The sequence below is a fragment of the Streptomyces sp. NPDC018964 genome (assembly GCF_044390325.1).
GTDB lineage: Bacteria > Actinomycetota > Actinomycetes > Streptomycetales > Streptomycetaceae > Streptomyces.
The window spans coordinates 144,640-166,267 of the sequence record NZ_JBIRYZ010000002.1 but is presented as its reverse complement, the minus strand read 5'-3'; the positions used below and the strand labels follow the sequence as shown (position 1 = coordinate 166,267).

Genomic DNA, 21,628 nt, shown 5'->3' with positions numbered 1-21,628 from the left:
TCCGCGCCCGGCCCGGACAGCTTTGCGATCACCTGTTTCCCCCGATTTCCAGCGCCCAACTGACCCAGCGCATCAGGCAATACGGAGACGGGTCAAGGTCGCCATCGCGCCATGCTGCTGGAAGTGTCTCGGCCGGGTCAGGACATCACCCGCAGGGAGGTCGGCCAGGCCGTGTGTTCGAGGAATTCATGGCCCGCGCTCCTCTGCCGGTGGCGCCTGAACTCGTCCCGTGGGAGTCCTGGCTACGGCACGATCGGGGGCAGCGGTTCGCGGGCCGCGTGCCATGCGGGGGGAAGGGCGGCGACGCCGGTGCGGGCGGCGATGATCCCGCCCGCGATGGCGCAGGTGGTGTCGATGTCGCCGCGCCCGGCGACCGTGACCCACAGGCCCTCGTGCAGGTCGTCGAGGTGCCCCGCCGCACACCACAGGGCGTACGGGACGGTGTCGGGCCCTGACATCCGGTAGCCGGAGCCCAGGACCTCCGCGGCGTGCCGGACCGAGGTGTGCTCCGGCATCCGGGCCGCGATCCGCACTCCCGACCGGACGTCGCTGTCGGGGAGCCGTTCGGCGACTGCCTGAAGGAAATCCGGTCCGGCCGGGGTGGGTCCGCCCCGGCTGCGGGTGGCCAGCGCCGCGGCCAGGGCGACCGCCACCGCTGCGGTGACCGCCTCAGGGTGGTAGTGCGAGACCGCGCCCTGGCGGGCGGCCTGCTCGGCGACCGCATCGAGGTCGGCGCTGTGCCAGGCACCGAGCGGGGCGGCTCGCATGGCCGCGCCGTTGCCCCAGGAGCCCTGGCCGCCGAACTGTCCGGCGACCACCTCCCGCCAGGGCTCGCCCGCGCCGATCCGGCGCAGCACGTCATGCATCGAGGCTCCGTAGCCGCGGTGCGTGTCCTCGGCGTAGGCCGCCGCGAGGCGCAGGGCCAGGCGGTCCTGGTCGACGACACCCCCGCCCTCGACGAGTTCCCGGACGAGAACCAGCGCTTGAGCGGTGTCGTCGCTCCACCGCCACAGCGGTTCCGGGGGCAGCGTCCGCTCTTCCAGGGCTGCTGGACCGTGCCTGCGCAGGATGCCGAACCAGCGGTCGCCGAAAGCGTCGCCGAACGCGAGCCCGTACAACGAATCCAGCACAGCGGTAGGCACGTTGATCATCGGCGCAGTCTCGCAGCACGACGGCTCTCCCGCACTCCCTTTCGGAGCCGGCTCGACGTGATCCCGCCGACCGGCACAAGGACCGAGGTCCGCTTCGGTCCGTCTGCGTCGGCCGGGCGTCCGTCGGTCGATCCGTGGAACCGCCCGACCTCCTCGATCAGTTCGGCCAGGGCTGCGATTTCCCGCTTGCCGGTGGGGCGGATCGTCACGATCATCGGCAGCTCCTGCCCCTTATGGCGACCCTTGGTCGCACTGGTTGACGGCAGGCGCCCCGGCAGCTACTCCGTCATGCGCTCCGCGTCCTCCGGCACCCAGGGAAACGGTACGTCGGGCCATCGTGCGGAGGCCCACGCGTCGGTGTCGACGGCGAGGACGGCGTCGATGAAGGGCTGGGGTGGGCGGTAGGCGTGGGTGGTGACGTAGTGGGTGATGAGGGAGGGGGCGGCGTAGGCGAGGCCGGGGGTGGCCGGGATGCGCAGTTCGCCGTTGCCCTCCGGGGGTGGTTCGTCCCCGGCCGGGCACAGGTCGCACTCGTGCGCGCCGAGGCAGACGTTCATCCACTGGACCCGCTGGACGGCCTTCAGCTTCTCCACGAACGCCTCGGGGACCGGGCCCGTCGCGTACGGCTTGCCGGCCTCCAGCCAGCCGACGTTCAGGCGGGTGTAGGCGGGGCGGTACCAGAGTTCGTGGAAGCCGGACTCCAGGTCCGTGAAGGCGTCGTCGTCCAGGTACTCGTACGTGCTGAGGTCCTCGTAGAACACCCGCACATCATCGCCTCACGGTGACCGGTCACGACGCCCCGGCCGGGTGCCGTGTCACATTCCCGGTGGCCGGGTCGTCGTATTGCCGGGACATCCAGCACGGAGCAGAGGAGAGAGCTCATGTCGGCAGCCGGGACGACGGGTAATGCGGCGACGCTCCAGCGCTTCCACTCCGCCGTGAACAGCGGCAGCCCGGAGCTGGTCTTCCAGGCCGTCGACGAGCTCGTCGCGCCCGATGTGCTCTTCCACGCGCCGGTGCCGATGGGGCTGACGGGTGCGGAGGCCCTGAAGCGGGTGTGGGGAGTGCTCCTGCGGGCGTTCCCCGACATCCACGTCACCGTCGAGGAGACGATCTCGGAGGGCGACAGGATCGTCGTCAGGAACACGGTGACCGGGACCCACCGGGGCGAGTACCAGGGTGTGCCGCCCACCGGGAGGACCGTCTCCTACGGCGAGATCTTCATCTTCCGCTTCGCGGGCGGGCGGATCGCCGAGGTGCGGGGGGTCGTGGACGTCCTCTCGCTGCTGCGTCAGCTCGGCGCCCTCCCGTCCTGACGCGGGGACGGACCCCGGCGCGGTCGCCTACGGGTGCGTGTCCGTGATCGCGATGACCTCGTCGAGGCGGTCCAGGGCGGCCTGCAGCTCGTCGACCTTGGCCTGGATGCGGTCGCGCTCGGCGCGCAGCATGGCGCGTTGGTCGGCGTCGGTGTGCCCGGAGTCCCAGCACGGGAGGAGTTCCGCGATCCTCCGGCTGGTCAGGCCGGCGGCGAACATCTGCTGGAAGAAGCGCACCAGGGTGACGGCGTCCTGCCGGTAGAGGCGCTGGCCGGAGGGGCTGCGCTCCGAGATGAGCAGTCCCTGCTGCTCGTAGTAGCGCACGGCGCGTGTCGAGACTCCGGCGGCCCGCGCCACCTCGCCGATGCGTACGAGCCGACCGGCCGCGGTCTGTGTGACGGTCATGGTGACGCCCCTCACCCCGGTCCTGACGACCGGCACTTGCCCTTGACGTTGACGTCAGCTTTTAGCGTACCGGGCATGGACATCAACAACTCAGTCGCCCTTGTCACCGGAGCCAATCGCGGCCTGGGCCGCGCCTTCGCCGAGCGCCTGCTCGAACGGGGCGCCCGCAAGGTCTACGCGACGGCCCGCCGGCCGGAGTCCGTGGACCTGCCCGGGGTCGAGGTGCTGCCCCTCGACATCACCGATCCCGCGTCCGTACGGGCCGCCGCCGAGGCTGCCCCTGACGTCTCGCTGCTCGTCAACAACGCGGGGATCAGTACGGGGACCGACCTGGTGACCGGTTCACCGGACGCGGTGCGGCGCGAGATGGAGACCAACGTGTTCGGCCACCTGGGCATGGTCCGGGAGTTCGCGCCGGTGCTCGCCGGGAACGGCGGGGGCGCGATCGTCAACGTCCTCTCCGCCATGTCGTGGTTCGGGGGCAGGGGTGCGGGCGCCTACCACCTGTCCAAGGCCGCCGCGTGGGCCATGACCAACGGCGTCCGCCTGGAGCTCGCCGAGCAGGGCACGCTCGTCACGGCGGTGCACCTCGGGCTGGCCGACACCGACATGGCGGCGGGCTGGCCCGTGGCCAAGATCGCGCCGTCGGACCTGGCCGACGCGGCGCTCGACGGTGTCGAGGCGGGTTCCGCCGAGGTCCTCGCCGACCAGTGGAGCCGGGACGTCAAGTCCCGGCTGCCGCTGGCGCCGGAGGAGTTCAACGCCGCGATGGGCCGCGCCCTGGCGGCGCTGACGGCGGCCTGACGGAACCTGCCGACAGGAGCGTGCACTTCGGTGCTCGGGCCGGACAGGCCGGTTCCGAGGAACCGGTGACGGGTCCGGCAGGTTCGTCAGAGGAAGGAGTGGAGAGGTAGGCCGCCTTGTCGGTGACGGCCGGAGCGTGTGGTGGAGCGCGGGTGGGCTTCCCGTTCCGCTTCTCACTCGGCGTCGAAGGCCTCCCGTGCCTCTTCGATCCGGGGCATGTACATCCGTACCCAGTCCAGGAGGACATCGACGGGAGGGCGCATGGTCTTCCCCAGTGGAGTGATCCGGTACTCCACCGCGACGGGCCTGGAGCTCACGACCTCGCGCTCGATGATGCCGTTGCGCTCCAGCCTGCGCAGGGTGGCGGTCAGTGACTTCTGTGTGACCGAGGGGATGGCGCGGCGCAGCTCGTTGAACCGGCGCGGTCCCTCGCACAGCTCGCTGAGCACGCTCAACGACCACTTGTCCAGCACTTGGTCGAGCAGTTCACGATGCGGCGCCGGGATGCTCAGCTCGTCGTCACGGGAAGCGGCGGTATCGGTCATGAAACCTGGTCTCGTTGAAGTTTCCTGCGTCTCCTAGGTATCAAAGCTATACCAAGTCCGCCATCGGCAGGAGATCACCGTGCCCGTCCAACGTTTCACCCCTGAGGGCTTGTTGCAGCCCACGCCTTACCACCACGTCGCCGTCGGCACCGGAAGTAGGCATGTCTACGTCAGTGGGCAGACCTCCAGTCTCGCGGACGGGACGCCCGTCGCGGCAGGAGATCTCTCCGGACAGGTCGCACAGGCGCTGCGGAACACCGCACGCGGTCTCGCCGGGGCCGGCGCGACGTTCGACGACGTGGTGCGGCTGACGGTCTACGTCACCCAGTGGGAGCCGGAGAAGATGACCGCCTTCATGGCGGGCGTCGAGAGCGTCGCGGACGAGATCGGGCTGCCCCAGCCCCTTCCCCCGTCGTCGCTCATCGGCGTCGACTGCCTCTTCGAGCCGGGCGTCCTCGTCGAAATCGAGGCCACCGCCATCGTCGACTGACCGACCGCTCGCACAGGCCCGTCCGCCCGGGGCAGGTGAAGGGCTCGCGCTCTTCGGCGGTGCGTGTTCGTGGACTGCGCGTGCCCCGGCCGGACGAGGACGTCCGGTTCCGTTCTCCCGGTTCGTCACCCGGAGAGCTGCCCCATCGGTGAAGTACCCCCGCGGCGCCGGACCGGCCGTTGCCGAAGCCCTCCGGCGGCCGGGGCCGCCGGGGGCGACGGAGCGGACGAGGAGCCGCACTTCAGCCGCCCCCGGGCCGCCACCCCCCACCGGTGGCGGCCCCTGGGCGTTCGGCGACCAGCCGTTCCGGGAACGCGTCCTCGTCCTCGGCCCTCGCGGATTCCGGGAGCATGCCGAGGAGCTCACGGCCGACCGCGTCACCGGGAACCGCCGTGACGCCGGAGTTCTCGGCCTCGCACTCGGCGACGGCGAACGACCACACGTCACCGCCCCGGACGTGCGGCACCGCACGCGGGTCGTGCCGCAGGCGGATGGTCCGGCCGGTGTGCCGGACCGCGCCACCCGGGTCAGGGGAGCACGCGCAGGTGGGTCGGCCAGCCGATGCGGTCGAGGAGGCGGAACAGTTCCCCGATGTCCTTCGGGTTCAGCTTCACGCAGCCGTTGGACGCGTAGTCGCCCGGGCCGTCCCAGCGGCGGGTCTCGGACGTGCCCTCGCCGCCGTCGCGGTCCGTCTCGGAGTGGATGAAGATCCCCGTGCGCGTCACGGTGCCCCGGGAGCACGTCATGTCCTGGAGGTGGACGGCGTATCCCTTGATGAGGTCGCCGTCGTAGGTGCGGGTGCGGGAGCGGATCTCCCAGTTCCCGTCCGGGATCCAGCCCTTGGCGCGGGCGCAGTCGTCCTGGACGCCGAGGCCCGATCCGGCCCGGTAGGCGGCGCGGAGTCTGCCGTCCCGGTGGACCGAGAGCGTCGAGTCGGTGGGGTCGTCGGGGTTCTTGTCGAAGACCAGGGTGGTCGCCGGTGCCGCCGCTCCGGCCTCGGCTCCGGCTCCGGCGGGGTCGCCCGCGAGGGCGGCCGGGGTGAGGGCCAGGGCGGTCATCACCGCCCACGCCGTGATGAGGTCGCGCAGGGGGCCCTTGTTCGCGTTCACGTGCCTGCCTCGTTCCTCGTTCTTTCCTCGCGGCCGGTTCCGCCGGTCGTGCGGGCACGGGGTGCGCGCCCGCCCGGGCTCCCCCGCCGGGCGGGCGCCCCGGACGTTCCGGAGCGGGCGTCACCGCCCGCTCCGGAACGGGGTTCAGGCGATGGCCAGGCGCACCTGGGCCGAGTTCGTCCCGGCGAAGGTGAAGTCGAACTGCTCGCGGACCCCGGAGCCGCAGGCCTGCTTCGTCTCGTATCCGCCGTTGCCGGCGCTGATGCGGACCATGGCGCACTTGCCGTCCATGCGGGTGTCCTCGAGCCAGCCGGCCACCCGCACGCCGCCGCCCGTGCAGCTCAGGGACCATTCGGCGACCGCGCCGTCGATCTTCGGGGCCGCCGTGGACGGGCAGGTGGCGGCGCTCGCCGTACCGGCGGCGCCTACGGCGAGCCCGCCGGCGAGGACGATCGTCGACAGCGCGGACATGACGGACTTGCGGACAGCGGACATGGAGGTACCCCTTCGGATGGAGAGTGGTCGGGAAGCGCACCGGCGCCACGCCCCGGGCACGCCGCCCGCCGACGAGGGCGGGCCGGGGTGGCCGGGGAGCGCCGGGCACGGCAACCAGACTGACCGCGGGGGCAGGGTGCGGGAAGACATGCCCGGGGATCTGCACAGGCGCATCCATGCAGGCTCCGTGCAGCACATGGGAAGAGGTCCTGACCTGCGGTTATGTCCGCCGGGGGAAAGGGTTGCGCATCATGCGGCACGGGGGCGGGCGGCGTGCATGCGGGCCGCCCGCCCCGTGCGGACGTCTCATGACGTCTCACGGGGGGCGGGCGGCCCGGTCCGCTCACGCCGGCGTGGACGGCGGTGGGCTCGTGGGCCTCTGGTAGGCGGGGGCGTCGGCCGGCGGGCGCTGGAACACCAGCAGGGCCAGCCAGGTGTCGGCGTCGGCCCTGCCGTCCGGCCGCAGGCCGTGGCTGCTCTGGAAGTACCTCAGGTCCTCGGCGGTCGCCGCGGTGAACTCCCCCGACACCTCCGTGCCGCCCTGGCCCGTGTTGTGCAGGAGCTCCTGGAGGGCCAGGACCGCGTGTCCGTGGGCTCCGCGCCTGAGGGGGACCACCAGTTCGGGCCAGGTGTCCTCGCCCACCTTGCCGTCGGACGACAGGTTGTTCCCGCGCTGGAAGTCCATGACGGCGTCCTGGGTCTCGTCCCCGAAGAACCCGTCCGCCTTCACCTCGTAGCCGTGCGCCCTCAGCAGGTGCTGCAGGGCGCGGCCGCGGGTGAACTGGTCCCCCTTCCGCTTCATCAGCAGCGGCCACTCCAGCGGCGCGCCGCTCGCCGGGACGGCGCCGGCCGCCACACCGTCGGACGCGGTCCGGGGGTGGGGGGCGTACTGGTCGCGCACGGCCGCCCCGGCGACGAAGGCCAGCACCACCACCGCGGCCATCAGCGCCGGCCGCACCCACCGGCACCGCCCCGGCAGACCGGGGACGCCGCGTCGGCCCGTGCCGCCCGCGGTGCCCGTGGTGCTCGCGGTGCCCGTGGTACCGGCCGCGTCGGTGGGTTCCGGGACGTCGCCGACGGCCGTCTGGCCGCTGTTTCCCTCCGCCACCGCCCTGCACAGTTCCCTGGCCAGCGCCAGCTCGGCCGCCGGGGCGCGCAGGTGGGCGTGGAGCGCCTCCACCACCCTCGGCGGAGCGGTCGACGCGTGCTTCGGGTTGAGGTAGCGGGAGAGCGTCGTCTGGTCGATGCCCAGTTTCGAGGCCAGTGCCTGCTGTGTGGGCCGCGTGCCGCCGGTCGCGCTCCCGGCCTCCTCCCACCAGCGTCGCAGCAGTCGCGCCAGCCGCTCCCCCGGCCGTTGCCCCCGGTCCTGCGCCTCCGGCTCGTGCGCCATGTGTCTCTCCCCGTCGTCTCGCGGAACGGCCGGGCGTCCACGCCGCCTGCATCGCCGCATAACGGCAGGTCGATCGCGTGCATGGCGGTAGGAGCGGATGCATCGGCCCACAGCGGCGCAGATCGTAGCGACGCCGGACGGGGGGTCCGGCGGCTCCGTCGAGGGCCGTCCGCGGCTCCGCGCGGCCGCCGGACGTTCCGCGGCCGGCGAACAGGGCTGCCCATGGCCCCTGCGGGGGAGCCGTGCCGAACACCGGCGCGGAGGGCACGCGTTCACCCGGACGTGTGCCGGTGCGGCACGCGTCGCTCACCCACAGGAAGGACGCGGGAAGGGTGCGGGAGAGGCGCAGGAGGGGCGCGGGAAGGACGTGGGCGGGAGGGAGGGCCGGGCGGTCGGCCGGGTCCGGCCCTCGATGCCGGGTGCCGGTCCGCGCGGCCGGTCCGTGTTGCCGGTCCGCGCGGCCGGTCCGTGTTGCCGGTCCGCGCGGCCGGTCCGTCTTCAGCCGGGTGGCCGTCCGGCGTTCGGCGGCCGGTCGTTCCAGGGACGCGGTCCCGGCCCCGGGGCGGTCACCAGCAGGGGCTGCCGTCGTCCTCACGCCAGGCGATGTCCGTGACGTACATCGGCATCGTGAAGTAGCTGCCGTGGCCGCTGGAGACGCACGAGGTCTGGGGCCCCTGCTCCTCGTGGCCGACGATGACGTACGTCATCGTGACGTCCTGGGACGTCCTGTTGTAGAAGATGTGGCCGAGAGCACTGCCGGACCATTCGCCGTCGGTCACCAGCGACGGCGTCATGTCCGTGTCGCCGTACCAGTACTCGGGCCAGACGCAGAACGTACCCGTCTCGCAGTTCCCGGTGGACCACGCCGACGCGCTGGGCGCGGATGCCATGACACCGAGGAAGGCCGCGGGTATCGCGGCGAGGGCGAGGGACTTCAGACGCATGGGGGGCTCCGATCTCAGGACGTCACCCGCATGCTCACAACAAATATGTTGAATCGTCAAGCATCGCTTTTCGGCCTCCCCGGCCGGTTCGGACGGCCGTCGCCTCCCGCGGACCCGAAGGAGCCCCGCGCCACCGCCCGGACAGGCGGCCGACAGGACTCACGGCGCGCGGTCCGTCCAACGAGCAACCGAGCGAATCTGGTTGAACGTCCCTACCATTCGACCGACACGTGGGGCACAGCCGACGCACCGGGGGAACGGATGCTTGCCGAGGAGTACGGGTACCAGGTGTCACCGCGTCCCGCGGTGGACACGCCCGGGGTACCGGCACAGGTGGAACGGTTCAAGGAGATCGCGAACCGCCGGATCCTCTGGGTGGCCCCGCTCATGCTCCTCCTGGTGTTCGCCGCCACCGCGGTGACCGACACGGGGCTCTTTCTCTTCGTCGCCGGCCCGGTCGGCGCCTGCTTCGTCCTCGGCTGGGTGCTGACGGTGAAGTCGGCTCCGAAGAAGACGTTGCGCATCCTGGCGGACAACCGCTGGCAGGTGTGGCCGTGCAGGCTGGAGGCGATCCCGGGGAAGTCGCTGGAGCGCCGCATCCTGCTGCTGGCACCGGACAAGAGCGTCGCGGCGTCGTTCCGGGGGCGCGTGCCCAAGGACGTCTGGCTCGGAATGGCCGACGGCCGGGGGGTGTTGTGGTTCGCCGGTGATCTGCGCTTCCCGTCCGTCGCCGCCCTCCCCGGCGGCGCTCCGTTGTGGTCCGTGGTGCCGGAGGAGCCGGAGGAGCGGGAACCGGAGCCCCGGCGCGGCGGCGACGGTGAGGGCGGCTCGGCCCTCGACGAACTGGTCTCCGAGGCCCGTTCGGCGGCCGTCTGGAACATGCTGGGCTGAAACCGGCCCGCGCCACGGGTGGTTCAGGGCGCGGCGGTGATGCGGGCGACCGCCTCGCGGGTCAGTGCGCGGTCGGACGGGGTGTCGTCCAGGGCGCGGTGCAGGGTCAGGCCCTCGATCAGGGCGTCCAGTCGGCGGGCCGTGGCGGCGTCGAAGTGCCGTTCCAGGAGGGTGCGGCTGCGGCGCATCCAGCGGGCGCACAGGGCGCGGTACGGCTCGTGGCGGGCCGCCAGGGTGTAGAGCTCCTGGGTGAGGACCAGGTCGCGGCGCGCGCCCTCGGAGAGGGTGTGGATCAGGTCGGTGACCGCTTCGCGGGCCTCGTCGGGGGTGCCGGCGCCGGTGAGGTGGTGCTCGAAGAGGGTCACCACCTGGTCGGCGTAGCCGGTGAACGCCTCGAGCAGGAGGTCGTCGATGCCGGTGAAGTGGTACGTCATCGAGCCCAGGGGGACCTGGGCCCGTGCGGCGATCTTGCGGTGGGAGACGCCCGCCACGCCCTCCTCGGCGATGAGGTCGAGCGCCGCCGCGAGGATGCGCTCGCGGCGGTGGGGGTCGGTGTGTCCGGTGGCCATGCGGGCGGGTCAGAGGGTGCGGACCGGGCGGGCCGGGTTGCCGACGGCCACCACGTTCGCGGGGATGTCCTTGGTGACCACCGCGCCGGCGCCGATGACGGAGTTGTCCCCGATGGTCACTCCGGGGCAGATGATCGCGCCGCCGCCGAGCCAGACGTTGTCGCCGATGGTGATGGGCAGCGCGGCCTCGAGCTTGTCGCGGCGGGGCTGCGGCTCCACGGGGTGGGTGGGGGTGAGGAGCTGGACGTTCGGGCCGATCTGGCAGTCCTCGCCGATGGTGATCCGGGCGACGTCCAGGGCGGTCAGGTTGTAGTTGACGAAGGTGCGGGCGCCGATGCTGATGTTGCTGCCGTAGTCGACGTACAGCGGCGGGCGCACCTCGACGCCTTCGCCCACCGAGGCGAGGAGCTCGGTCAGGATCGGCCTCGCCTCGGTGGGGTTCTCGGGATAGGCGGCCTGGTAGCGGGCCGCGAGCCGCATCGCGCGCTGCTGGCGGGCGGCGATCTCCGGGTCGTCGGCGATGTACAGGTCGCCCGCGAGCATGCGCTCCAGATGCGTGCGCGGGTCGTTCGCGAAGTAGCCGTCCGTCGTCATGCGTACGATCGTACGCTCTGGAGCGCGCGGGCGGATAGTCGGTGTGGGCGGGGGCTCGCGGGACGGCGCGCGGGGAGGGGCGTCGTCGAACCATGGGGCGGACGCGACGCGGCCCCGGACGCGTGTCCGGGGCCGGGCCGAGCCAGGGCGGGGCGGTTCTCACGTGGGTGAGGGCCGCCGCCCGGCCGTCACGCCGGGGAGAGTTCCGCGCGGCCGAAGAGGAGGGCGTAGCCCGGCGGCAGTTGGGCCAGGACGCGGGTGACCAGGGCGTCGCCGACCAGGTCGGGCAGGACGCCCAGGACCGAGCTGACGTCCCAGCGGGCGGTCGCCGGCGTCGCGCCCTCGAGGCGGGCGGCCACCGAGTCGACGAACTCCGCGGCGGTCATTCTGCGGGTCACCGGGATCTGCGAGGCGACCGCTCTGGCCGCCTCCTCGGGCAGGGCGCGGGCCAGGTCGACGCGCTCGTCGCCGACGACGTGGCCGCCGAGGGCGGAGAGGACGACACGGGTGACGTTCTCCGCCTGCGACCGCGTCGGGTACTGGCCCGACTCCCGTACGGCGTCGATCAGTCGGTGCCAGCCGTCGTTCCGGGGCACGGCCGCCGGGGCCGGGACGCCTCCGGCCTGCTTCGCGGTCGCGGGCTTCTGCGGTGTCAGCGTGGTCATCCGGTGCTTCTCTCCTTCTCCGGTTCTCCAGTGCCCCGGTCTCCGGTATCTCCAGTGCCCCGGTTCTTCCCGGGCATGTGCCGTCACGTGGGCCGGGTGCGCGCGGGGGCGCGTCCCGCGGATCGTTCGGGTCCGCGGGACGCGTGGGGTGAGTGGGGTGCGCGGGCCGCGCGAGGGGGTCAGCCGCCGATCTGCTTGCGGCTGTCACCGCCGGTGATCTGGATGCGGCGCGGCTTGGCCTGTTCGGCGACCGGGATGCGCAGGGTCAGGACACCGGACTCGTACGAGGCGTCGATGCGTTCCGTGTCCAGGGTGTCGCCGAGGAAGAGCTGACGGGTGAAGGTGCCGGTGGGCCGCTCGGCGACCACGGTCTCCGCACCCTCGGGCGCCGGGGAGCGGCGCTCGGCGCGCACGTTGAGGACGTTGCGCTCGACGTCGAGTTCGATCGTCTCCGGGTCGATGCCGGGGAGGTCGAAGTGGACGATGAAGTCGTCCCCCGCCCGGTAGGCGTCCATCGGCATCGCCGCGGGACGGCCGGTGGTGGTGGCGCCGAAGACCTGCTGCGCGAGTCGGTCGAATTCGCGGAACGGGTCGGTACGCATGAGCATCACGGGTCATCTCCTTCCGTGGGTGTCATCTGCGATGCCCTTACGGTCTGCCTTCTTATATAGCTCGAGGGAGGAAAGTTGACAAGCCAGGACTCAGGTTGTGTCACACGGTCGGCTTCGGGCCTGGGCGCGGGGGCCGTCTCCCGGAGCGTTAGCCTCGAAGCCCGGACGTCCCCGGCCCGGTGGGCCGGCGCAGTGGCAGGAGGCAGCAGGCATGGCGAAGGTACCGAGTTCCGTGGTGGCGGCGAGTGGACTCGTCGGGGGGTACGGCGTGGCCCGCTGGACGCGGAAGCGGCAGCTGGGCGGGGTCGTGCTCGCCGCCGCCGGGGCCGCCGCCGCGCAGCAGTGGCGGGAGCGGGCCGGGGGCCGGGCGGCGGGGGCGCTGTCGGTGGCGTACGTCGCCGCGTTCGCCGGGTCGCATCCGCTGGCGAAGAGGGTGGGCGCCTGGCCCGCCGTGTTCGGGGTGGCCGGCGCCGTGGCGCTCGCCTCGTGGGCGGTGGCCGACCGGCGGGGACGGGGCTGAGGGAGGGCGGCCGCGCGAGGGTGTTCCGGCGACCGCGCCGTGGTGCCCGGGCCGGCCGGCCGACGGGCCGGGTGCCCGGGCACCATGGCTCAGGGTCGTTCCACGGGGCCTACTGGCAGTACTCGTCCTGGTAGACGATCTTCAGCTGGTCGGTCTCGGTCCGCTCGCCGTCGGTGGCGTAGATCTCGGCGGTGTACTCACCGACCGGAGCCAGCCCCAGGGAGAAGAAGACGTAGCCGTTGACGGGCAGGCTGCCGTCAGCGGGGTCACGTTCGTTCGTGCCCGGGGGGATGATCTGACGGCCCAGGTTGGCGGAGGACTTGCCCGGCAGGTTGCGGATGCCGGTCGTGATGGGTTTCGACCAGCTTCCGGACACCGGGGACAGGGCGTACGTCCATGAGAACCCACCACGGACACACCGCACCTGCCCCTCGGCCTCCAGCGTCCACGTCGAGGTCGAGGCGGACGCCGGGGACGCGCCGAGGAGGGAGAACGTCAGGGCCGAGGACAGACCGAGGAGTAATCCGGCCCCGCGACGGCTTGTTTTCATCGGTACCTCCATGATCGAGGGCATGGGGACGCACGAGGCGGTACGACGTTCCCGCCGGCCCGGACCACCGGGCCGAGGGGGGCCGGCCGCCGTCAGCGAGTGTCACCCGCGTGACGATCCTCGAACAAGGGGGTAGTTGCACTTTCAAAGACCAGTGGCCTGATGTCGCCGTCCGGTGTCCGACAAGGGTCCTGCCGCGGCCCCGCGGCCCGGTCACCTTCCCGCCGCCCCCGCCTTCGCCCCGGCCGCCGACAGCGGGGCCGCGATGTCCTCCAGGGAGCGGCCTTCCGCCTTCACCGCGAGGAACGTGGCCACCAGGCCCGCCGCGCACATCAGGCCGGCGCCGATCTGGAAGGCGAGGACCGTGTCGCCGACCACGCCCGTCTCCGTGAGCTTCGCGAACAGCAGGGGGCCGCTGATGCCGCCGGCGGCGGTGCCGAGGGCGTAGAAGAAGGCGATGGACATCGCGCGGGTCTCCATCGGGAAGACCTCGGAGACCGTCAGGTACGCGCTGGACGCGCCGGCCGAGGCGAAGAACAGCACCGCGCACCAGCAGGCGGTGAGGGTCGTCGCGCTGAGCGAACCCCGGTCGAAGAGCCAGGCCGTGCCGAACAGCAGGACGCCCGAGAGCAGGTACGTGCCGGAGATCATCACCCGGCGGCCCACCGTGTCGAAGAGCTTGCCGAGCAGCAGCGGGCCCAGGAAGTTGCCGGCCGCGATGACGGCGAAGTAGTAGCCGGTGCTGCCGGACGGGACGTCGAAGAACGTGGTCAGGATCGCGCCGAAGCCGAAGGTGATGGCGTTGTAGAGGAACGCCTGGCCGATGAAGAGGGAGAAGCCGAGGACGGAGCGCTTGCGGTACTTGGCGAAGACGGTGCGGGCGATCTCGGTGAACGTGACGTTCTCGCGCTGGTGGATCGTCAGCTCGCCCTCCGCGCGGGGCAGCGGCTCGTTCCGCTCGGCCTCGACCCGGCGCTCGATGTCGCCGACGATGCGTTCCGCCTCCTCGTCGCGGCCGTGGATCAGCAGCCAGCGCGGGCTCTCCGGGACGTGACGGCGTACGAGGAGGATGACCAGGGAGAGGACGGCACCGAGGGCGAAGGTCAGGCGCCAGCCGACGTTCGCCGGGAAGACGTCGGTGTCCAGGGCGAGGATCGACAGCAGGGAGCCGCCGACCGCGCCCAGCCAGAAACTGCCGTTGATCAGCAGGTCGACGCGGCCCCGGTACTTCGCCGGGATCAGCTCGTCGACCGCGGAGTTGATGGCCGCGTACTCGCCGCCGATGCCGAAGCCGGTGAGGAAGCGGAAGAGGAAGAACCACCAGGTGTCGAAGGCGACCGCGGTGAGGGCGGTGGCGCCCAGGTAGACCGCGAGGGTGATCATGAAGAGCTTCTTGCGGCCCCAGACGTCGGTCAGGCGGCCCCAGAAGAGGGCGCCCGCGCAGGCGCCGGCGACGTAGAGGGCGGCGGCGATGCCGGTGACCTCGCCGGAGGTGATGGGCAGTCCGCTGCCCGGCTCGGACAGGCGGCTCGCGATGTTGCCGACGACCGTGACCTCCAGGCCGTCGAGGATCCACACGGTGCCGAGACCGATGACGACGGTCCAGTGCCAGCGGGACCACGGGAGGCGGTCCAGGCGGGCGGGGATGCTGGTGGTGATGGTGCGTTGTCCGGTTCCGGGCTGTGTGGTGGTCATGGGCTCCCTCCCTGGCGAAGCGAACCTCCGTATGCCCTCGGGTGCGGGTTTTCACGCCGCCCGCTTTTGCGGTGGGTTCCCGTGGGTGCGTCGTGGTTGATCGCGCGGTTCCCCGCGCCCCTGAGGGCGTTGCTGTCGCCGTTGGTCGGGAAGACGAGGGGGAGGGGGAAGCCACGGTGGGGGTGCTCCCTAGGGGCGCGGGGAACTGCGCGACCAGCCACGACGTACTCGCGGACAATCTGGGCGGGTCGCCCCCCCCCAGGGGCGCGGGGAACTGCGCGGACAACTACGACGCACCCGCGGATGCTCTCGGCGGGCCACCCCGAAGGCCGTGGGCAACCGCTACGCGCCCAGGATCTGCGACACCGTGTAGATCAACAGACCGGCGAGTGAGCCGACCACCGTGCCGTTGATGCGGATGAACTGCAGGTCACGGCCGATGTTGGCCTCGATCTTCTTCGTGGTGTGCTCGGCGTCCCAGCTCGCCACCGTGTCCGTGATCAGGGAGGTGATCTCCTTGCGGTAGGTGGTGACCACGTACACCGCCGCGCTCTCCAGCCAGCCGTCGACCTTGCCCTGCACCTTGGGGTCGAGCGACATGCGGGCGCCCAGGGAGAGCAGCGAGGCGCGCACGCGCAGGCGGAGCTCGCTGCGCTCGTCCTCCGCCGCCGAGACGATCATGGCGCGTACGGCGGTCCACGCGGAGGCGATCAGGTCCTGCACCTCGCCCCGGCCCAGGACCTCGCTCTTGAGGCGTTCGACGCGGAGGCGGGTGTCGGTGTCGGACTGGAGGTCGGAGGCGAAGTCGGTGAGGAAGCGGTCCAGGGCGCCGCGCGCGGGGTGGGTGGGCATGTCGCGCATCTCGGTGACGAAGCGCAGCAGCTCCTTGTAGACGCGCTCGCCGACCTTGCGGTCGACGAACCGGGGCGTCCAGCCGGGCGCGCCGCCGTGGACGGCGTCCATCACGGTGTCGTTGTGCAGCACCAGCCAGTCGTGCGCGCGGGTGACGACGACGTCGACGGCCCGTCTGTGGCCGCCGTCGGTGACGATACGCTCCAGCAGCTTGCCCATGCCGGGCGCGATCTCCTGGGCGTCGGCGCGGCGGGTGATGGCCTCGCCGACCACCGCCTGGACGTCGGAGTCGCGCAGCACGGTGAGGGCGCCGCGCAGGGCCGCCGACAGCTCGGCGGTGACCCGGTCGGCGTGTTCGGGGACGGCGAGCCAGGCGCCGAGCCGGCTGCCGATGCCGACGGCGCGCAGCCGCTGCCGTACGACGTCCTCGGAGAGGAAGTTCTCGCCGACGAACTCACCGAGGGAGACGCCGAGCTGGTCCTTCTTGGTGGGGATGATCGCGGTGTGCGGGATGCGCAGGCCGAGCGGGTGGCGGAAGAGCGCGGTGACGGCGAACCAGTCGGCGAGCGCGCCGACCATGCCGGCCTCGGCCGCCGCGGCGACATAGCCCGCCCAGGGGCCGGCGCCCTGGTGGGAGGCCCACTTGGCGAGGACGTAGACGACGGTGACGAACAGCAGCAGGCCGGTGGCGGTGAGCTTCATCCGGCGCACCCCGCGCTGCTTCTCCTCGTCCGCGGGGCTGAAGGTGTTCATCTCGCGGTTCGTGAAGGCGCCGGTGCGGGCATGCTGCCCGTCGGCACTCCGGCCACCGGCTCCTACCTTTTCCGATGCTTCCGACGTTTCCGTCGCTTCGGTCCGTTCCATCCGCTCCACCCGCTCGGTGATCTCTCACACATTGTCCCTTCCTGACCGACTCCCGGAACGGAACAGGAGTTCCCGGCGTCTGTCCGGAGGGGGTTTGTCCAGGGGGATCACCTAAGGGTCCCTCCCGTCAGCCTTCCCGACCCATGGATCATCATGGGTTCACCGGACCGGAGCCTCGGGCTCCCTCTCCCGAGGAGAACAGAACAGCATGACCCGGGGTCGTGACGGGGACGCCGAGGCGTCTCCCGCCAGGCAGCGTGCCCTGCTCGCCGCGATCGTCGCCGCGATCGTGGCGGTTTCCGCCACCGTCTACGCCGGTGCCGACATCGGAGCCGACGGCGGCATCCACGAGCGCGACACCCTCGCCGGCGGCCGCGGCGCCCGGCACGACCCGGCCGCGCCCGCCTCCACCGGCACCTGGGTCACCTCCTGGGCCACCTCCCCGGTCGCGGGCGAACCCGGCACCGAGACGACCGGACTCGCGGGCCGCTCGGTGCGCAACGTCGTCCACACCAGCGCCGGCGGTACGAGCGCCCGCGTCACGCTCTCCAACCTCTACGGCCAGTCGCCGCTGACCCTCACGCACGCCTCGATCGCGGTCTCCGCGGACCCGGACACCCCCCAGGCGCTCACGGGGACCATGCGGCCGCTGACCTTCGCCGGGAGCCCGACGGTCGTCGTCCCGGCGGGCGGACAGGTGACGAGCGACGTGGCGCGCATCGCCGTCCCCCACGACGGGGACGTCCTGATCACGACGTACTCCCCCACCGCCTCCGGGCCCGTCACCCATCACCCGCACGCGCGCCAGATCTCGTACGTCGCCGACGGCGAGCACACCCTGGACGCGACGGGGACGGTCTACACCGGGCAGAGCAGGACCTGGCGGTACGTGACCGCGCTGGACGTGCTGAACAACGACTCGGACGGCACGGTCGTCGCCCTCGGGGACTCGCTGACCGATGGCGTCACCTCGACGACCGGGGAGAACAACCGGTGGCCGGACGTGCTGTCCGACCGGCTGCGGGAGGCGGCCGAGGACGGGCGGGACGTGCCACGCCACAGCGTCGTCAACGAGGGGATCAGCGGGAACCAGCTCCTCGCCGACAGGCAGGGACGGCCCGCCACGAACCCCAGCGGGCTGAACCGGTTCGAGCGGGACGTCCTGGGCCGGACGAACGTCAAGGTCGTCGTCGTCGCGCTCGGGATCAACGACATCCTGCGCCATCCGGGGACCGCCGATCCGGACGCGATCGTCGCCGGGCTGAACACGCTGGTCGAGCGGGCTCACGCCCACGGGGTGAAGGTCGTGGGGGCGACGCTCATGCCGTTCGGCGGACGCGGCGGGTACACCGACGCGCGGGACGAGGTGCGGCAGCGGATCAACGCGGAGATCCGGGCGGGGCGGGTGTTCGACGCGGTCGTCGACTTCGACGAGGCGGTTCGGGATCCGTACGATCCGCGGCGGCTGCGGCCGGAGTACGACTCCGGGGACCACCTCCATCCGAGTGACCGGGGGTACACCCGGATGGCGGAGGAGTTCGATCTCGACGATCTGGGGGGCGGGGCTCCGGCACGGTTGTAGGCAGGGGGGCGCAGGGGGTTCGGGCGTGGGTTTCCTCGCCCCCGCCGCCCCTACCCGTCCCGTACCCGGGGGCGCCGCCCCCCGGACCCCCGCTCCTCAAACGCCGGAGGGGCTGAAGGAGCTCAGCGGTCGTCGGAGCCCTCCAGTTCGCGGCGGCGCTGTTCCCTGCGCTCCAGTTTCTCCCTGCGGCGTTCCTCACGCAGGCGCTGCTTCTCCGCGCGGGGGAGTTTGCGGTCGACGCCGACGCCGCCCCAGAAGGCGAAGCCCGTGACGATCACGCGCGGGGCGCCCGGCTCACCCGGCACGCCCTCCTCCCGGTGGTCGAAACCGCCCATGACGCCGATGCCGCGCACGACGACCTCGACACCGGGCGGGACGATCACTTCCACCCCGCCCATGATCGCGACCGCGTTGATGACGACCTCACGGTCCGCGAAGTACGCGTCCCGCAGATCGATCTCCCCGCCGCCCCAGAAGGCGAAGCAGTTGAAGCGGCGCGGCGCCGTCCAGCGCCCCCTGCGCTGGAAACCCGACATCACGGCCACGGCCCACGACGACGTCCCCGCGTCGTCACCGCCGACGATCCTGTCCCCCCAACCACCCTCCCGCGTCGGCTCCTTGGCCAGGGACACGGCCGGCACGGCCGCCCCCCGGTCCGTCGGCAGGTCACGGGTGATCGGCGTCAGCTCCCCGTACGTGCGCGCCTTGTACGTCGCGTCCAGCCGCTCCTCGAACTCCTCCATGTCGAGGCGGCCCTCCGCGAGGGCGTCCCGCAGGATCTCGGCGACCCGCTCACGGTCGGCGTCGGAGGCACGAAGGTCCGGGACGGCTGCGTCTTCGCTCATACCAGCAGCCTACGAGTTGTCCCCACCGCACGGCTACGAGAGGGCCCGGCCGGCCCGCTCCGCGTACATGGCCCTGATGACCGCCTCGATGTCCGGCTCCCGCACCGACAAGTCCACCAACGGGTACCGGGCCGCGACCCGCGCCACCAGCTCCGCCGCCGACGCCGACGCCGGGAACGCCAGCCACTGCCGCGGCCCCTCCACCCGCACCACCCGCGCGGGCGGCGGCGCCTCGATCGGCGGCAGCTCCCGCTCCAGGTCCACCACCAGCGTCCGCTCGCCCTCCCCCACCTCGTGCAGCCCGGCGAGCGAACCGTCGTACACCAGCCGGCCCTGGTCGATCACCATCACCCGCGAGCACAACTGCTCGATGTCCTGCAGGTCGTGCGTGGTCAGCAGCACCGTCGTGGCCCGCTCGGCGTTCAACCCCCGCAGGAAGTCCCGCACCCTGCTCTTGGAGACGACGTCCAGACCGATCGTCGGCTCGTCGAGGTACAGCACCTCCGGATCGTGCAGCAGCGCCGCCGCGATGTCCCCGCGCATCCGCTGCCCCAACGAGAGCTGACGCACCGGAACGTCCAACAGACCCCCCAGGTCCAGGAGTTCGGTCAGCCGCTCCAGGTTCTCCCGGTACCGGACGTCCGGGATCCGGTACATGCGGTGCATCAGCCGGTACGAATCGATCAGCGGCAGGTCCCACCACAGCGTCGTACGCTGCCCGAACACCACCCCGATACGGTGCGCCAGCCGCGTCCGCTCCCGGGACGGATCGATCCCGGCGACCCGCAGCCGTCCCCCGCTCGGCGTGAGGATCCCCGTCAGCATCTTGATCGTCGTCGACTTCCCGGCACCGTTCGGACCGATGTAACCGACCATCTCGCCCCGCGCCACCGTGAACGAGATCGAATCGACCGCCCGCACCCGATGCCGCTCCCGCTTCAGGAAACCGGTCTTCCTGCGCACGTCGAAGACCTTCTCCACGCCCTCGAGTTCGATGAAGACGTCACCCATCGTCCGCTAACTCCCCGTGCTCCGGTACGACCTGAGACCCGCCCGCCACGCCAGACCCGCCAGCACACCACACCCCACCGCCACCAGCGGCGACGCGAACACCGCCCACCCCGGCAACCCGACCGGATACGGCCGCCCCAACACGTACGCGGCGGGCACCCAGTTGACGAAGGCGAGCGGCAACATGAACGTCACCCCCCGCACCAGATCCTTCCCGAACACGCTCGGCGGATACTGCAACAGCGTCGTCCCCCCGTACGTGAACGCGTTCTGCACCTCCGCCGCGTCCTGCGCGAAGACCTGGAACGCCGCGCCCGCCACGAACACCGCCGAGAAGATCGCCGCACCGCTGACCACCATCACCGGCACCAGCAGCACCTTCACCCCGCTCCAGTCGACGTCGACCGAGGCCAGCGCCCAGCCCAGCACCACCGCGCCCTGCGTGACCCGGCCCAGCCGGCGCACCGCGAAACGGTCCGCGCCGACCTGCGCCAGCACCGGCACCGGACGCACCAGCAGGACGTCGAACGAACCGTCCCGCATCCGCCCGCCCAGCACGTCCATCGAACCGAGCAGCAGGTCCGCGATCCCGAACGCCGTCGCCGACAACCCGTACAACAGGGCGACCTCCGGCAACGACCAGCCGCCCAGCGAATCGACCCGCGAGAACATCAGCAGGATCCCCACGAAGTCCAGACCCGTCACCAGCAGGTTCCCGAACACCGTGAAGACGAACGACGCACGGTACGTCATCCCCGACCGCACCCACATCCCGGCGATCAGCCCGTAGGCCCGCACCCCCTCCACCAGCGCACCGCGCTCACCCACCCTGCACCACCACCCGCCGCGTCGCCGCCGACTGCAGCAGCCGCCCCACCGCCAGCAGCACCACCGCCCACGCCGCCTGGAACGCGAACGCCCCCCACGGATCCCGCTCCCCCATCAGCACATCCGCCGGAACCTGCAACTGCGCCGCCCACGGCAGCACCCGCACCACGTCGCCCAGCCCCTCCGGGAAGGCGTTCAGCGGCAGCACCATGCCCGAGAAGAACACCCCCGTGATCATCAACACCTGACCGACACCCATGCCGTCCATCAGCCAGAACACGCTCAACGCCGCCAGATAACGGATCGCGAAACTCACCACCGCCGCCAGCAGCAACGTCACCGCGAACGCCGCCCACACCGCGGCCTCCCCCGGCAGCGCCATCGGGAAGAACACCGAACCGAACACGAACGGCACCACCCCCCGCCCCAGCAACTGGAACGCCGCCCGCCCCACATCACCCGCCAGCCACCACACCTGCAGATCCACCGGCCGGTACAGATCCACCGCGATCTCACCCGTACGGATGCGTTCCATCAGGTCCTTCTCCGCACCCCCGCCCTGGATCGCCAGCGTCGCGTACAGACACTGCCCCAGCCACACGTACGTGACCGCCTGCGCCTGGTCGTACCCGCCCAGACCCGGCCGCTCCTCCCACAACGCCAGATACGTGTACACGAGGATCAGCCCGAACACCGTATTGGTGAACACCCCGGCCGCCGTCGCCACCCGGTACGACGCGTACCGCCGGAAACCCCCCACCGCGACGGCCAGGTACAACCGCGCCGATCCCACGCCCCCGCACCCCTCCCGCATCCGGCACCGAAGCGCAGGAGCCTAGTGCGCCCGCCGTACCCCCCGCCACGAATTTTCGTTGGGGCCATGTGTGTGACAAGCCGCGTGC

26 protein-coding genes and 1 pseudogene are annotated in these 21,628 nt (G+C 71.9%); 6 read left to right on the top strand and 21 right to left on the bottom strand.

Going from position 1 to position 21,628, the window contains the following annotated elements; all coding sequences use genetic code 11:
- Positions 1-242: 242 nt before the first annotated feature.
- The 3 genes from ACH5AO_RS03525 to ACH5AO_RS03515 all read right to left on the bottom strand — a co-directional run bounded on the left by ACH5AO_RS03525 (position 243) and on the right by ACH5AO_RS03515 (position 1,912).
- The gene (locus tag ACH5AO_RS03525; RefSeq protein WP_398921344.1) at positions 243-1,151 is read right to left on the bottom strand and encodes an ADP-ribosylglycohydrolase family protein; all 909 of its coding nucleotides are present in this window, start codon (positions 1,149-1,151) and stop codon (positions 243-245) included.
- Complete coding sequence (locus ACH5AO_RS03520; protein ID WP_398921342.1) at positions 1,148-1,366, bottom strand: hypothetical protein; 219 nt, start codon at positions 1,364-1,366, stop codon at positions 1,148-1,150. Before ACH5AO_RS03520 ends, ACH5AO_RS03525 begins: the two co-directional genes overlap by 4 nt.
- Positions 1,367-1,429: 63 nt before the next feature.
- A complete protein-coding gene (locus ACH5AO_RS03515; protein WP_398921341.1) occupies positions 1,430-1,912 on the bottom strand; it encodes a hypothetical protein in 483 nt (160 codons plus the stop codon).
- 120 nt (positions 1,913-2,032) lie between these two features.
- On the opposite strand from ACH5AO_RS03515, the gene ACH5AO_RS03510 reads away from it, so the two are divergent.
- Entirely contained in the window at positions 2,033-2,467 is a 435-nt protein-coding gene (locus tag ACH5AO_RS03510; protein WP_398921340.1) for an ester cyclase, read from the top strand.
- A gap of 27 nt (positions 2,468-2,494) precedes the next feature.
- On the opposite strand, the gene ACH5AO_RS03505 is transcribed toward ACH5AO_RS03510, so the two are convergent.
- Complete coding sequence (locus ACH5AO_RS03505; RefSeq protein ID WP_398921338.1) at positions 2,495-2,872, bottom strand: MerR family transcriptional regulator; 378 nt, start codon at positions 2,870-2,872, stop codon at positions 2,495-2,497.
- Positions 2,873-2,947: 75 nt separating this feature from the next.
- On the opposite strand from ACH5AO_RS03505, the gene ACH5AO_RS03500 reads away from it, so the two are divergent.
- Entirely contained in the window at positions 2,948-3,676 is a 729-nt protein-coding gene (locus tag ACH5AO_RS03500) for an SDR family oxidoreductase (RefSeq protein WP_398921336.1), read from the top strand.
- Between the two features lie 173 nt (positions 3,677-3,849).
- Here ACH5AO_RS03500 and ACH5AO_RS03495 read toward each other — a convergent pair whose 3' ends face one another.
- A complete protein-coding gene (locus tag ACH5AO_RS03495) occupies positions 3,850-4,221 on the bottom strand; it encodes a winged helix-turn-helix transcriptional regulator (protein WP_398921334.1) in 372 nt (123 codons plus the stop codon).
- Positions 4,222-4,300: 79 nt separating this feature from the next.
- Between ACH5AO_RS03495 and ACH5AO_RS03490 the strand changes: the two genes are divergently transcribed.
- The gene (locus ACH5AO_RS03490) at positions 4,301-4,711 is read left to right on the top strand and encodes a RidA family protein (RefSeq protein ID WP_398921332.1); all 411 of its coding nucleotides are present in this window, start codon (positions 4,301-4,303) and stop codon (positions 4,709-4,711) included.
- 241 nt (positions 4,712-4,952) lie between these two features.
- Here ACH5AO_RS03490 and ACH5AO_RS03485 read toward each other — a convergent pair.
- The 5 genes and pseudogenes from ACH5AO_RS03485 to ACH5AO_RS03465 form a co-directional block, all read right to left on the bottom strand.
- Positions 4,953-5,198, bottom strand: a pseudogene (locus tag ACH5AO_RS03485) (hypothetical protein); the annotation flags it as partial.
- 40 nt (positions 5,199-5,238) lie between these two features.
- Complete coding sequence (locus ACH5AO_RS03480; protein WP_398921330.1) at positions 5,239-5,820, bottom strand: L,D-transpeptidase family protein; 582 nt, start codon at positions 5,818-5,820, stop codon at positions 5,239-5,241.
- Between the two features lie 144 nt (positions 5,821-5,964).
- Positions 5,965-6,315 carry a hypothetical protein gene (locus tag ACH5AO_RS03475; RefSeq protein ID WP_398921328.1) on the bottom strand — a complete coding sequence of 117 codons (351 nt, stop codon included), beginning with the start codon at positions 6,313-6,315 and terminating at the stop codon, positions 5,965-5,967.
- Between the two features lie 343 nt (positions 6,316-6,658).
- Positions 6,659-7,705 carry a peptidoglycan-binding protein gene (locus tag ACH5AO_RS03470; RefSeq protein WP_398921326.1) on the bottom strand — a complete coding sequence of 349 codons (1,047 nt, stop codon included), beginning with the start codon at positions 7,703-7,705 and terminating at the stop codon, positions 6,659-6,661.
- A gap of 566 nt (positions 7,706-8,271) precedes the next feature.
- Positions 8,272-8,649 carry a hypothetical protein gene (locus ACH5AO_RS03465; RefSeq protein WP_398921323.1) on the bottom strand — a complete coding sequence of 126 codons (378 nt, stop codon included), beginning with the start codon at positions 8,647-8,649 and terminating at the stop codon, positions 8,272-8,274.
- 261 nt (positions 8,650-8,910) lie between these two features.
- Between ACH5AO_RS03465 and ACH5AO_RS03460 the strand changes: the two genes are divergently transcribed.
- Positions 8,911-9,540 carry a hypothetical protein gene (locus ACH5AO_RS03460; RefSeq protein ID WP_398921321.1) on the top strand — a complete coding sequence of 210 codons (630 nt, stop codon included), beginning with the start codon at positions 8,911-8,913 and terminating at the stop codon, positions 9,538-9,540.
- Between the two features lie 23 nt (positions 9,541-9,563).
- Here the strand turns inward: ACH5AO_RS03460 and ACH5AO_RS03455 are convergent, their stop codons facing one another.
- The 4 genes from ACH5AO_RS03455 to ACH5AO_RS03440 all read right to left on the bottom strand — a co-directional run bounded on the left by ACH5AO_RS03455 (position 9,564) and on the right by ACH5AO_RS03440 (position 11,976).
- Positions 9,564-10,109, bottom strand: coding sequence for a TetR/AcrR family transcriptional regulator (locus tag ACH5AO_RS03455; RefSeq protein ID WP_398921319.1), 546 nt, complete (start codon positions 10,107-10,109; stop codon positions 9,564-9,566).
- A gap of 9 nt (positions 10,110-10,118) precedes the next feature.
- On the bottom strand, positions 10,119-10,703 hold the full coding sequence (locus ACH5AO_RS03450; RefSeq protein WP_398921317.1) for a sugar O-acetyltransferase: 585 nt from the start codon (positions 10,701-10,703) through the stop codon (positions 10,119-10,121).
- Between the two features lie 188 nt (positions 10,704-10,891).
- The gene (locus ACH5AO_RS03445; protein ID WP_398921315.1) at positions 10,892-11,368 is read right to left on the bottom strand and encodes a DUF2267 domain-containing protein; all 477 of its coding nucleotides are present in this window, start codon (positions 11,366-11,368) and stop codon (positions 10,892-10,894) included.
- Between the two features lie 179 nt (positions 11,369-11,547).
- Entirely contained in the window at positions 11,548-11,976 is a 429-nt protein-coding gene (locus ACH5AO_RS03440) for an Hsp20/alpha crystallin family protein (protein ID WP_398921979.1), read from the bottom strand.
- Between the two features lie 214 nt (positions 11,977-12,190).
- On the opposite strand from ACH5AO_RS03440, the gene ACH5AO_RS03435 reads away from it, so the two are divergent.
- Positions 12,191-12,499 (top strand): hypothetical protein, encoded by a 309-nt coding sequence (locus tag ACH5AO_RS03435; protein ID WP_398921314.1) that lies wholly within the window; start codon positions 12,191-12,193, stop codon positions 12,497-12,499.
- Positions 12,500-12,608: 109 nt separating this feature from the next.
- On the opposite strand, the gene ACH5AO_RS03430 is transcribed toward ACH5AO_RS03435, so the two are convergent.
- The 3 genes from ACH5AO_RS03430 to ACH5AO_RS03420 all read right to left on the bottom strand — a co-directional run bounded on the left by ACH5AO_RS03430 (position 12,609) and on the right by ACH5AO_RS03420 (position 16,460).
- Positions 12,609-13,049, bottom strand: coding sequence for a DUF5980 family protein (locus tag ACH5AO_RS03430; RefSeq protein WP_217127567.1), 441 nt, complete (start codon positions 13,047-13,049; stop codon positions 12,609-12,611).
- A 213-nt stretch (positions 13,050-13,262) separates the two neighbouring features.
- A complete protein-coding gene (locus ACH5AO_RS03425) occupies positions 13,263-14,744 on the bottom strand; it encodes an MFS transporter (RefSeq protein WP_398921311.1) in 1,482 nt (493 codons plus the stop codon).
- 342 nt (positions 14,745-15,086) lie between these two features.
- Positions 15,087-16,460, bottom strand: a complete 1,374-nt coding sequence (locus ACH5AO_RS03420) for a DUF445 domain-containing protein (protein ID WP_398921309.1) — start codon at positions 16,458-16,460, stop codon at positions 15,087-15,089.
- A gap of 208 nt (positions 16,461-16,668) precedes the next feature.
- Between ACH5AO_RS03420 and ACH5AO_RS03415 the strand changes: the two genes are divergently transcribed.
- Complete coding sequence (locus ACH5AO_RS03415) at positions 16,669-18,042, top strand: SGNH/GDSL hydrolase family protein (RefSeq protein ID WP_398921308.1); 1,374 nt, start codon at positions 16,669-16,671, stop codon at positions 18,040-18,042.
- Positions 18,043-18,164: 122 nt separating this feature from the next.
- Here the strand turns inward: ACH5AO_RS03415 and ACH5AO_RS03410 are convergent, their stop codons facing one another.
- The 4 genes from ACH5AO_RS03410 to ACH5AO_RS03395 are packed head-to-tail and all read right to left on the bottom strand — an operon-like array spanning position 18,165 to position 21,519.
- Positions 18,165-18,887 (bottom strand): DUF1707 domain-containing protein, encoded by a 723-nt coding sequence (locus tag ACH5AO_RS03410; RefSeq protein WP_398921306.1) that lies wholly within the window; start codon positions 18,885-18,887, stop codon positions 18,165-18,167.
- Positions 18,888-18,920: 33 nt separating this feature from the next.
- On the bottom strand, positions 18,921-19,898 hold the full coding sequence (locus tag ACH5AO_RS03405) for an ATP-binding cassette domain-containing protein (protein WP_398921304.1): 978 nt from the start codon (positions 19,896-19,898) through the stop codon (positions 18,921-18,923).
- Between the two features lie 6 nt (positions 19,899-19,904).
- Positions 19,905-20,726, bottom strand: a complete 822-nt coding sequence (locus ACH5AO_RS03400) for an ABC transporter permease (protein ID WP_398921302.1) — start codon at positions 20,724-20,726, stop codon at positions 19,905-19,907.
- Positions 20,719-21,519 (bottom strand): ABC transporter permease, encoded by an 801-nt coding sequence (locus tag ACH5AO_RS03395; protein WP_398921300.1) that lies wholly within the window; start codon positions 21,517-21,519, stop codon positions 20,719-20,721. The genes ACH5AO_RS03400 and ACH5AO_RS03395 overlap by 8 nt, the downstream gene beginning before the upstream one ends.
- Positions 21,520-21,628: the final 109 nt, after the last annotated feature.

Excerpts from the sequence above, each read along its gene's own strand:
- ACH5AO_RS03415 (WP_398921308.1), top strand. The coding sequence starts at position 16,669 with ATGACCCGGGGTCGTGACGGGGACGCCGAGGCGTCTCCCGCCAGGCAG.
- ACH5AO_RS03500 (WP_398921336.1), top strand. The coding sequence starts at position 2,948 with ATGGACATCAACAACTCAGTCGCCCTTGTCACCGGAGCCAATCGCGGC.
- ACH5AO_RS03465 (WP_398921323.1), bottom strand. The coding sequence starts at position 8,649 with ATGCGTCTGAAGTCCCTCGCCCTCGCCGCGATACCCGCGGCCTTCCTC.
- ACH5AO_RS03425 (WP_398921311.1), bottom strand. The coding sequence starts at position 14,744 with ATGACCACCACACAGCCCGGAACCGGACAACGCACCATCACCACCAGC.
- ACH5AO_RS03420 (WP_398921309.1), bottom strand. The coding sequence starts at position 16,460 with ATGGAACGGACCGAAGCGACGGAAACGTCGGAAGCATCGGAAAAGGTA.
- ACH5AO_RS03405 (WP_398921304.1), bottom strand. The coding sequence starts at position 19,898 with ATGGGTGACGTCTTCATCGAACTCGAGGGCGTGGAGAAGGTCTTCGAC.
- ACH5AO_RS03445 (WP_398921315.1), bottom strand. The coding sequence starts at position 11,368 with ATGACCACGCTGACACCGCAGAAGCCCGCGACCGCGAAGCAGGCCGGA.
- ACH5AO_RS03455 (WP_398921319.1), bottom strand. The coding sequence starts at position 10,109 with ATGGCCACCGGACACACCGACCCCCACCGCCGCGAGCGCATCCTCGCG.
- ACH5AO_RS03525 (WP_398921344.1), bottom strand. The coding sequence starts at position 1,151 with ATGATCAACGTGCCTACCGCTGTGCTGGATTCGTTGTACGGGCTCGCG.
- ACH5AO_RS03470 (WP_398921326.1), bottom strand. The coding sequence starts at position 7,705 with ATGGCGCACGAGCCGGAGGCGCAGGACCGGGGGCAACGGCCGGGGGAG.
- ACH5AO_RS03505 (WP_398921338.1), bottom strand. The coding sequence starts at position 2,872 with ATGACCGTCACACAGACCGCGGCCGGTCGGCTCGTACGCATCGGCGAG.
- ACH5AO_RS03410 (WP_398921306.1), bottom strand. The coding sequence starts at position 18,887 with ATGAGCGAAGACGCAGCCGTCCCGGACCTTCGTGCCTCCGACGCCGAC.
- ACH5AO_RS03460 (WP_398921321.1), top strand. The coding sequence starts at position 8,911 with ATGCTTGCCGAGGAGTACGGGTACCAGGTGTCACCGCGTCCCGCGGTG.
- ACH5AO_RS03430 (WP_217127567.1), bottom strand. The coding sequence starts at position 13,049 with ATGAAAACAAGCCGTCGCGGGGCCGGATTACTCCTCGGTCTGTCCTCG.
- ACH5AO_RS03510 (WP_398921340.1), top strand. The coding sequence starts at position 2,033 with ATGTCGGCAGCCGGGACGACGGGTAATGCGGCGACGCTCCAGCGCTTC.
- ACH5AO_RS03450 (WP_398921317.1), bottom strand. The coding sequence starts at position 10,703 with ATGACGACGGACGGCTACTTCGCGAACGACCCGCGCACGCATCTGGAG.
- ACH5AO_RS03475 (WP_398921328.1), bottom strand. The coding sequence starts at position 6,315 with ATGTCCGCTGTCCGCAAGTCCGTCATGTCCGCGCTGTCGACGATCGTC.
- ACH5AO_RS03440 (WP_398921979.1), bottom strand. The coding sequence starts at position 11,976 with ATGCTCATGCGTACCGACCCGTTCCGCGAATTCGACCGACTCGCGCAG.
- ACH5AO_RS03495 (WP_398921334.1), bottom strand. The coding sequence starts at position 4,221 with ATGACCGATACCGCCGCTTCCCGTGACGACGAGCTGAGCATCCCGGCG.
- ACH5AO_RS03435 (WP_398921314.1), top strand. The coding sequence starts at position 12,191 with ATGGCGAAGGTACCGAGTTCCGTGGTGGCGGCGAGTGGACTCGTCGGG.
- ACH5AO_RS03520 (WP_398921342.1), bottom strand. The coding sequence starts at position 1,366 with ATGATCGTGACGATCCGCCCCACCGGCAAGCGGGAAATCGCAGCCCTG.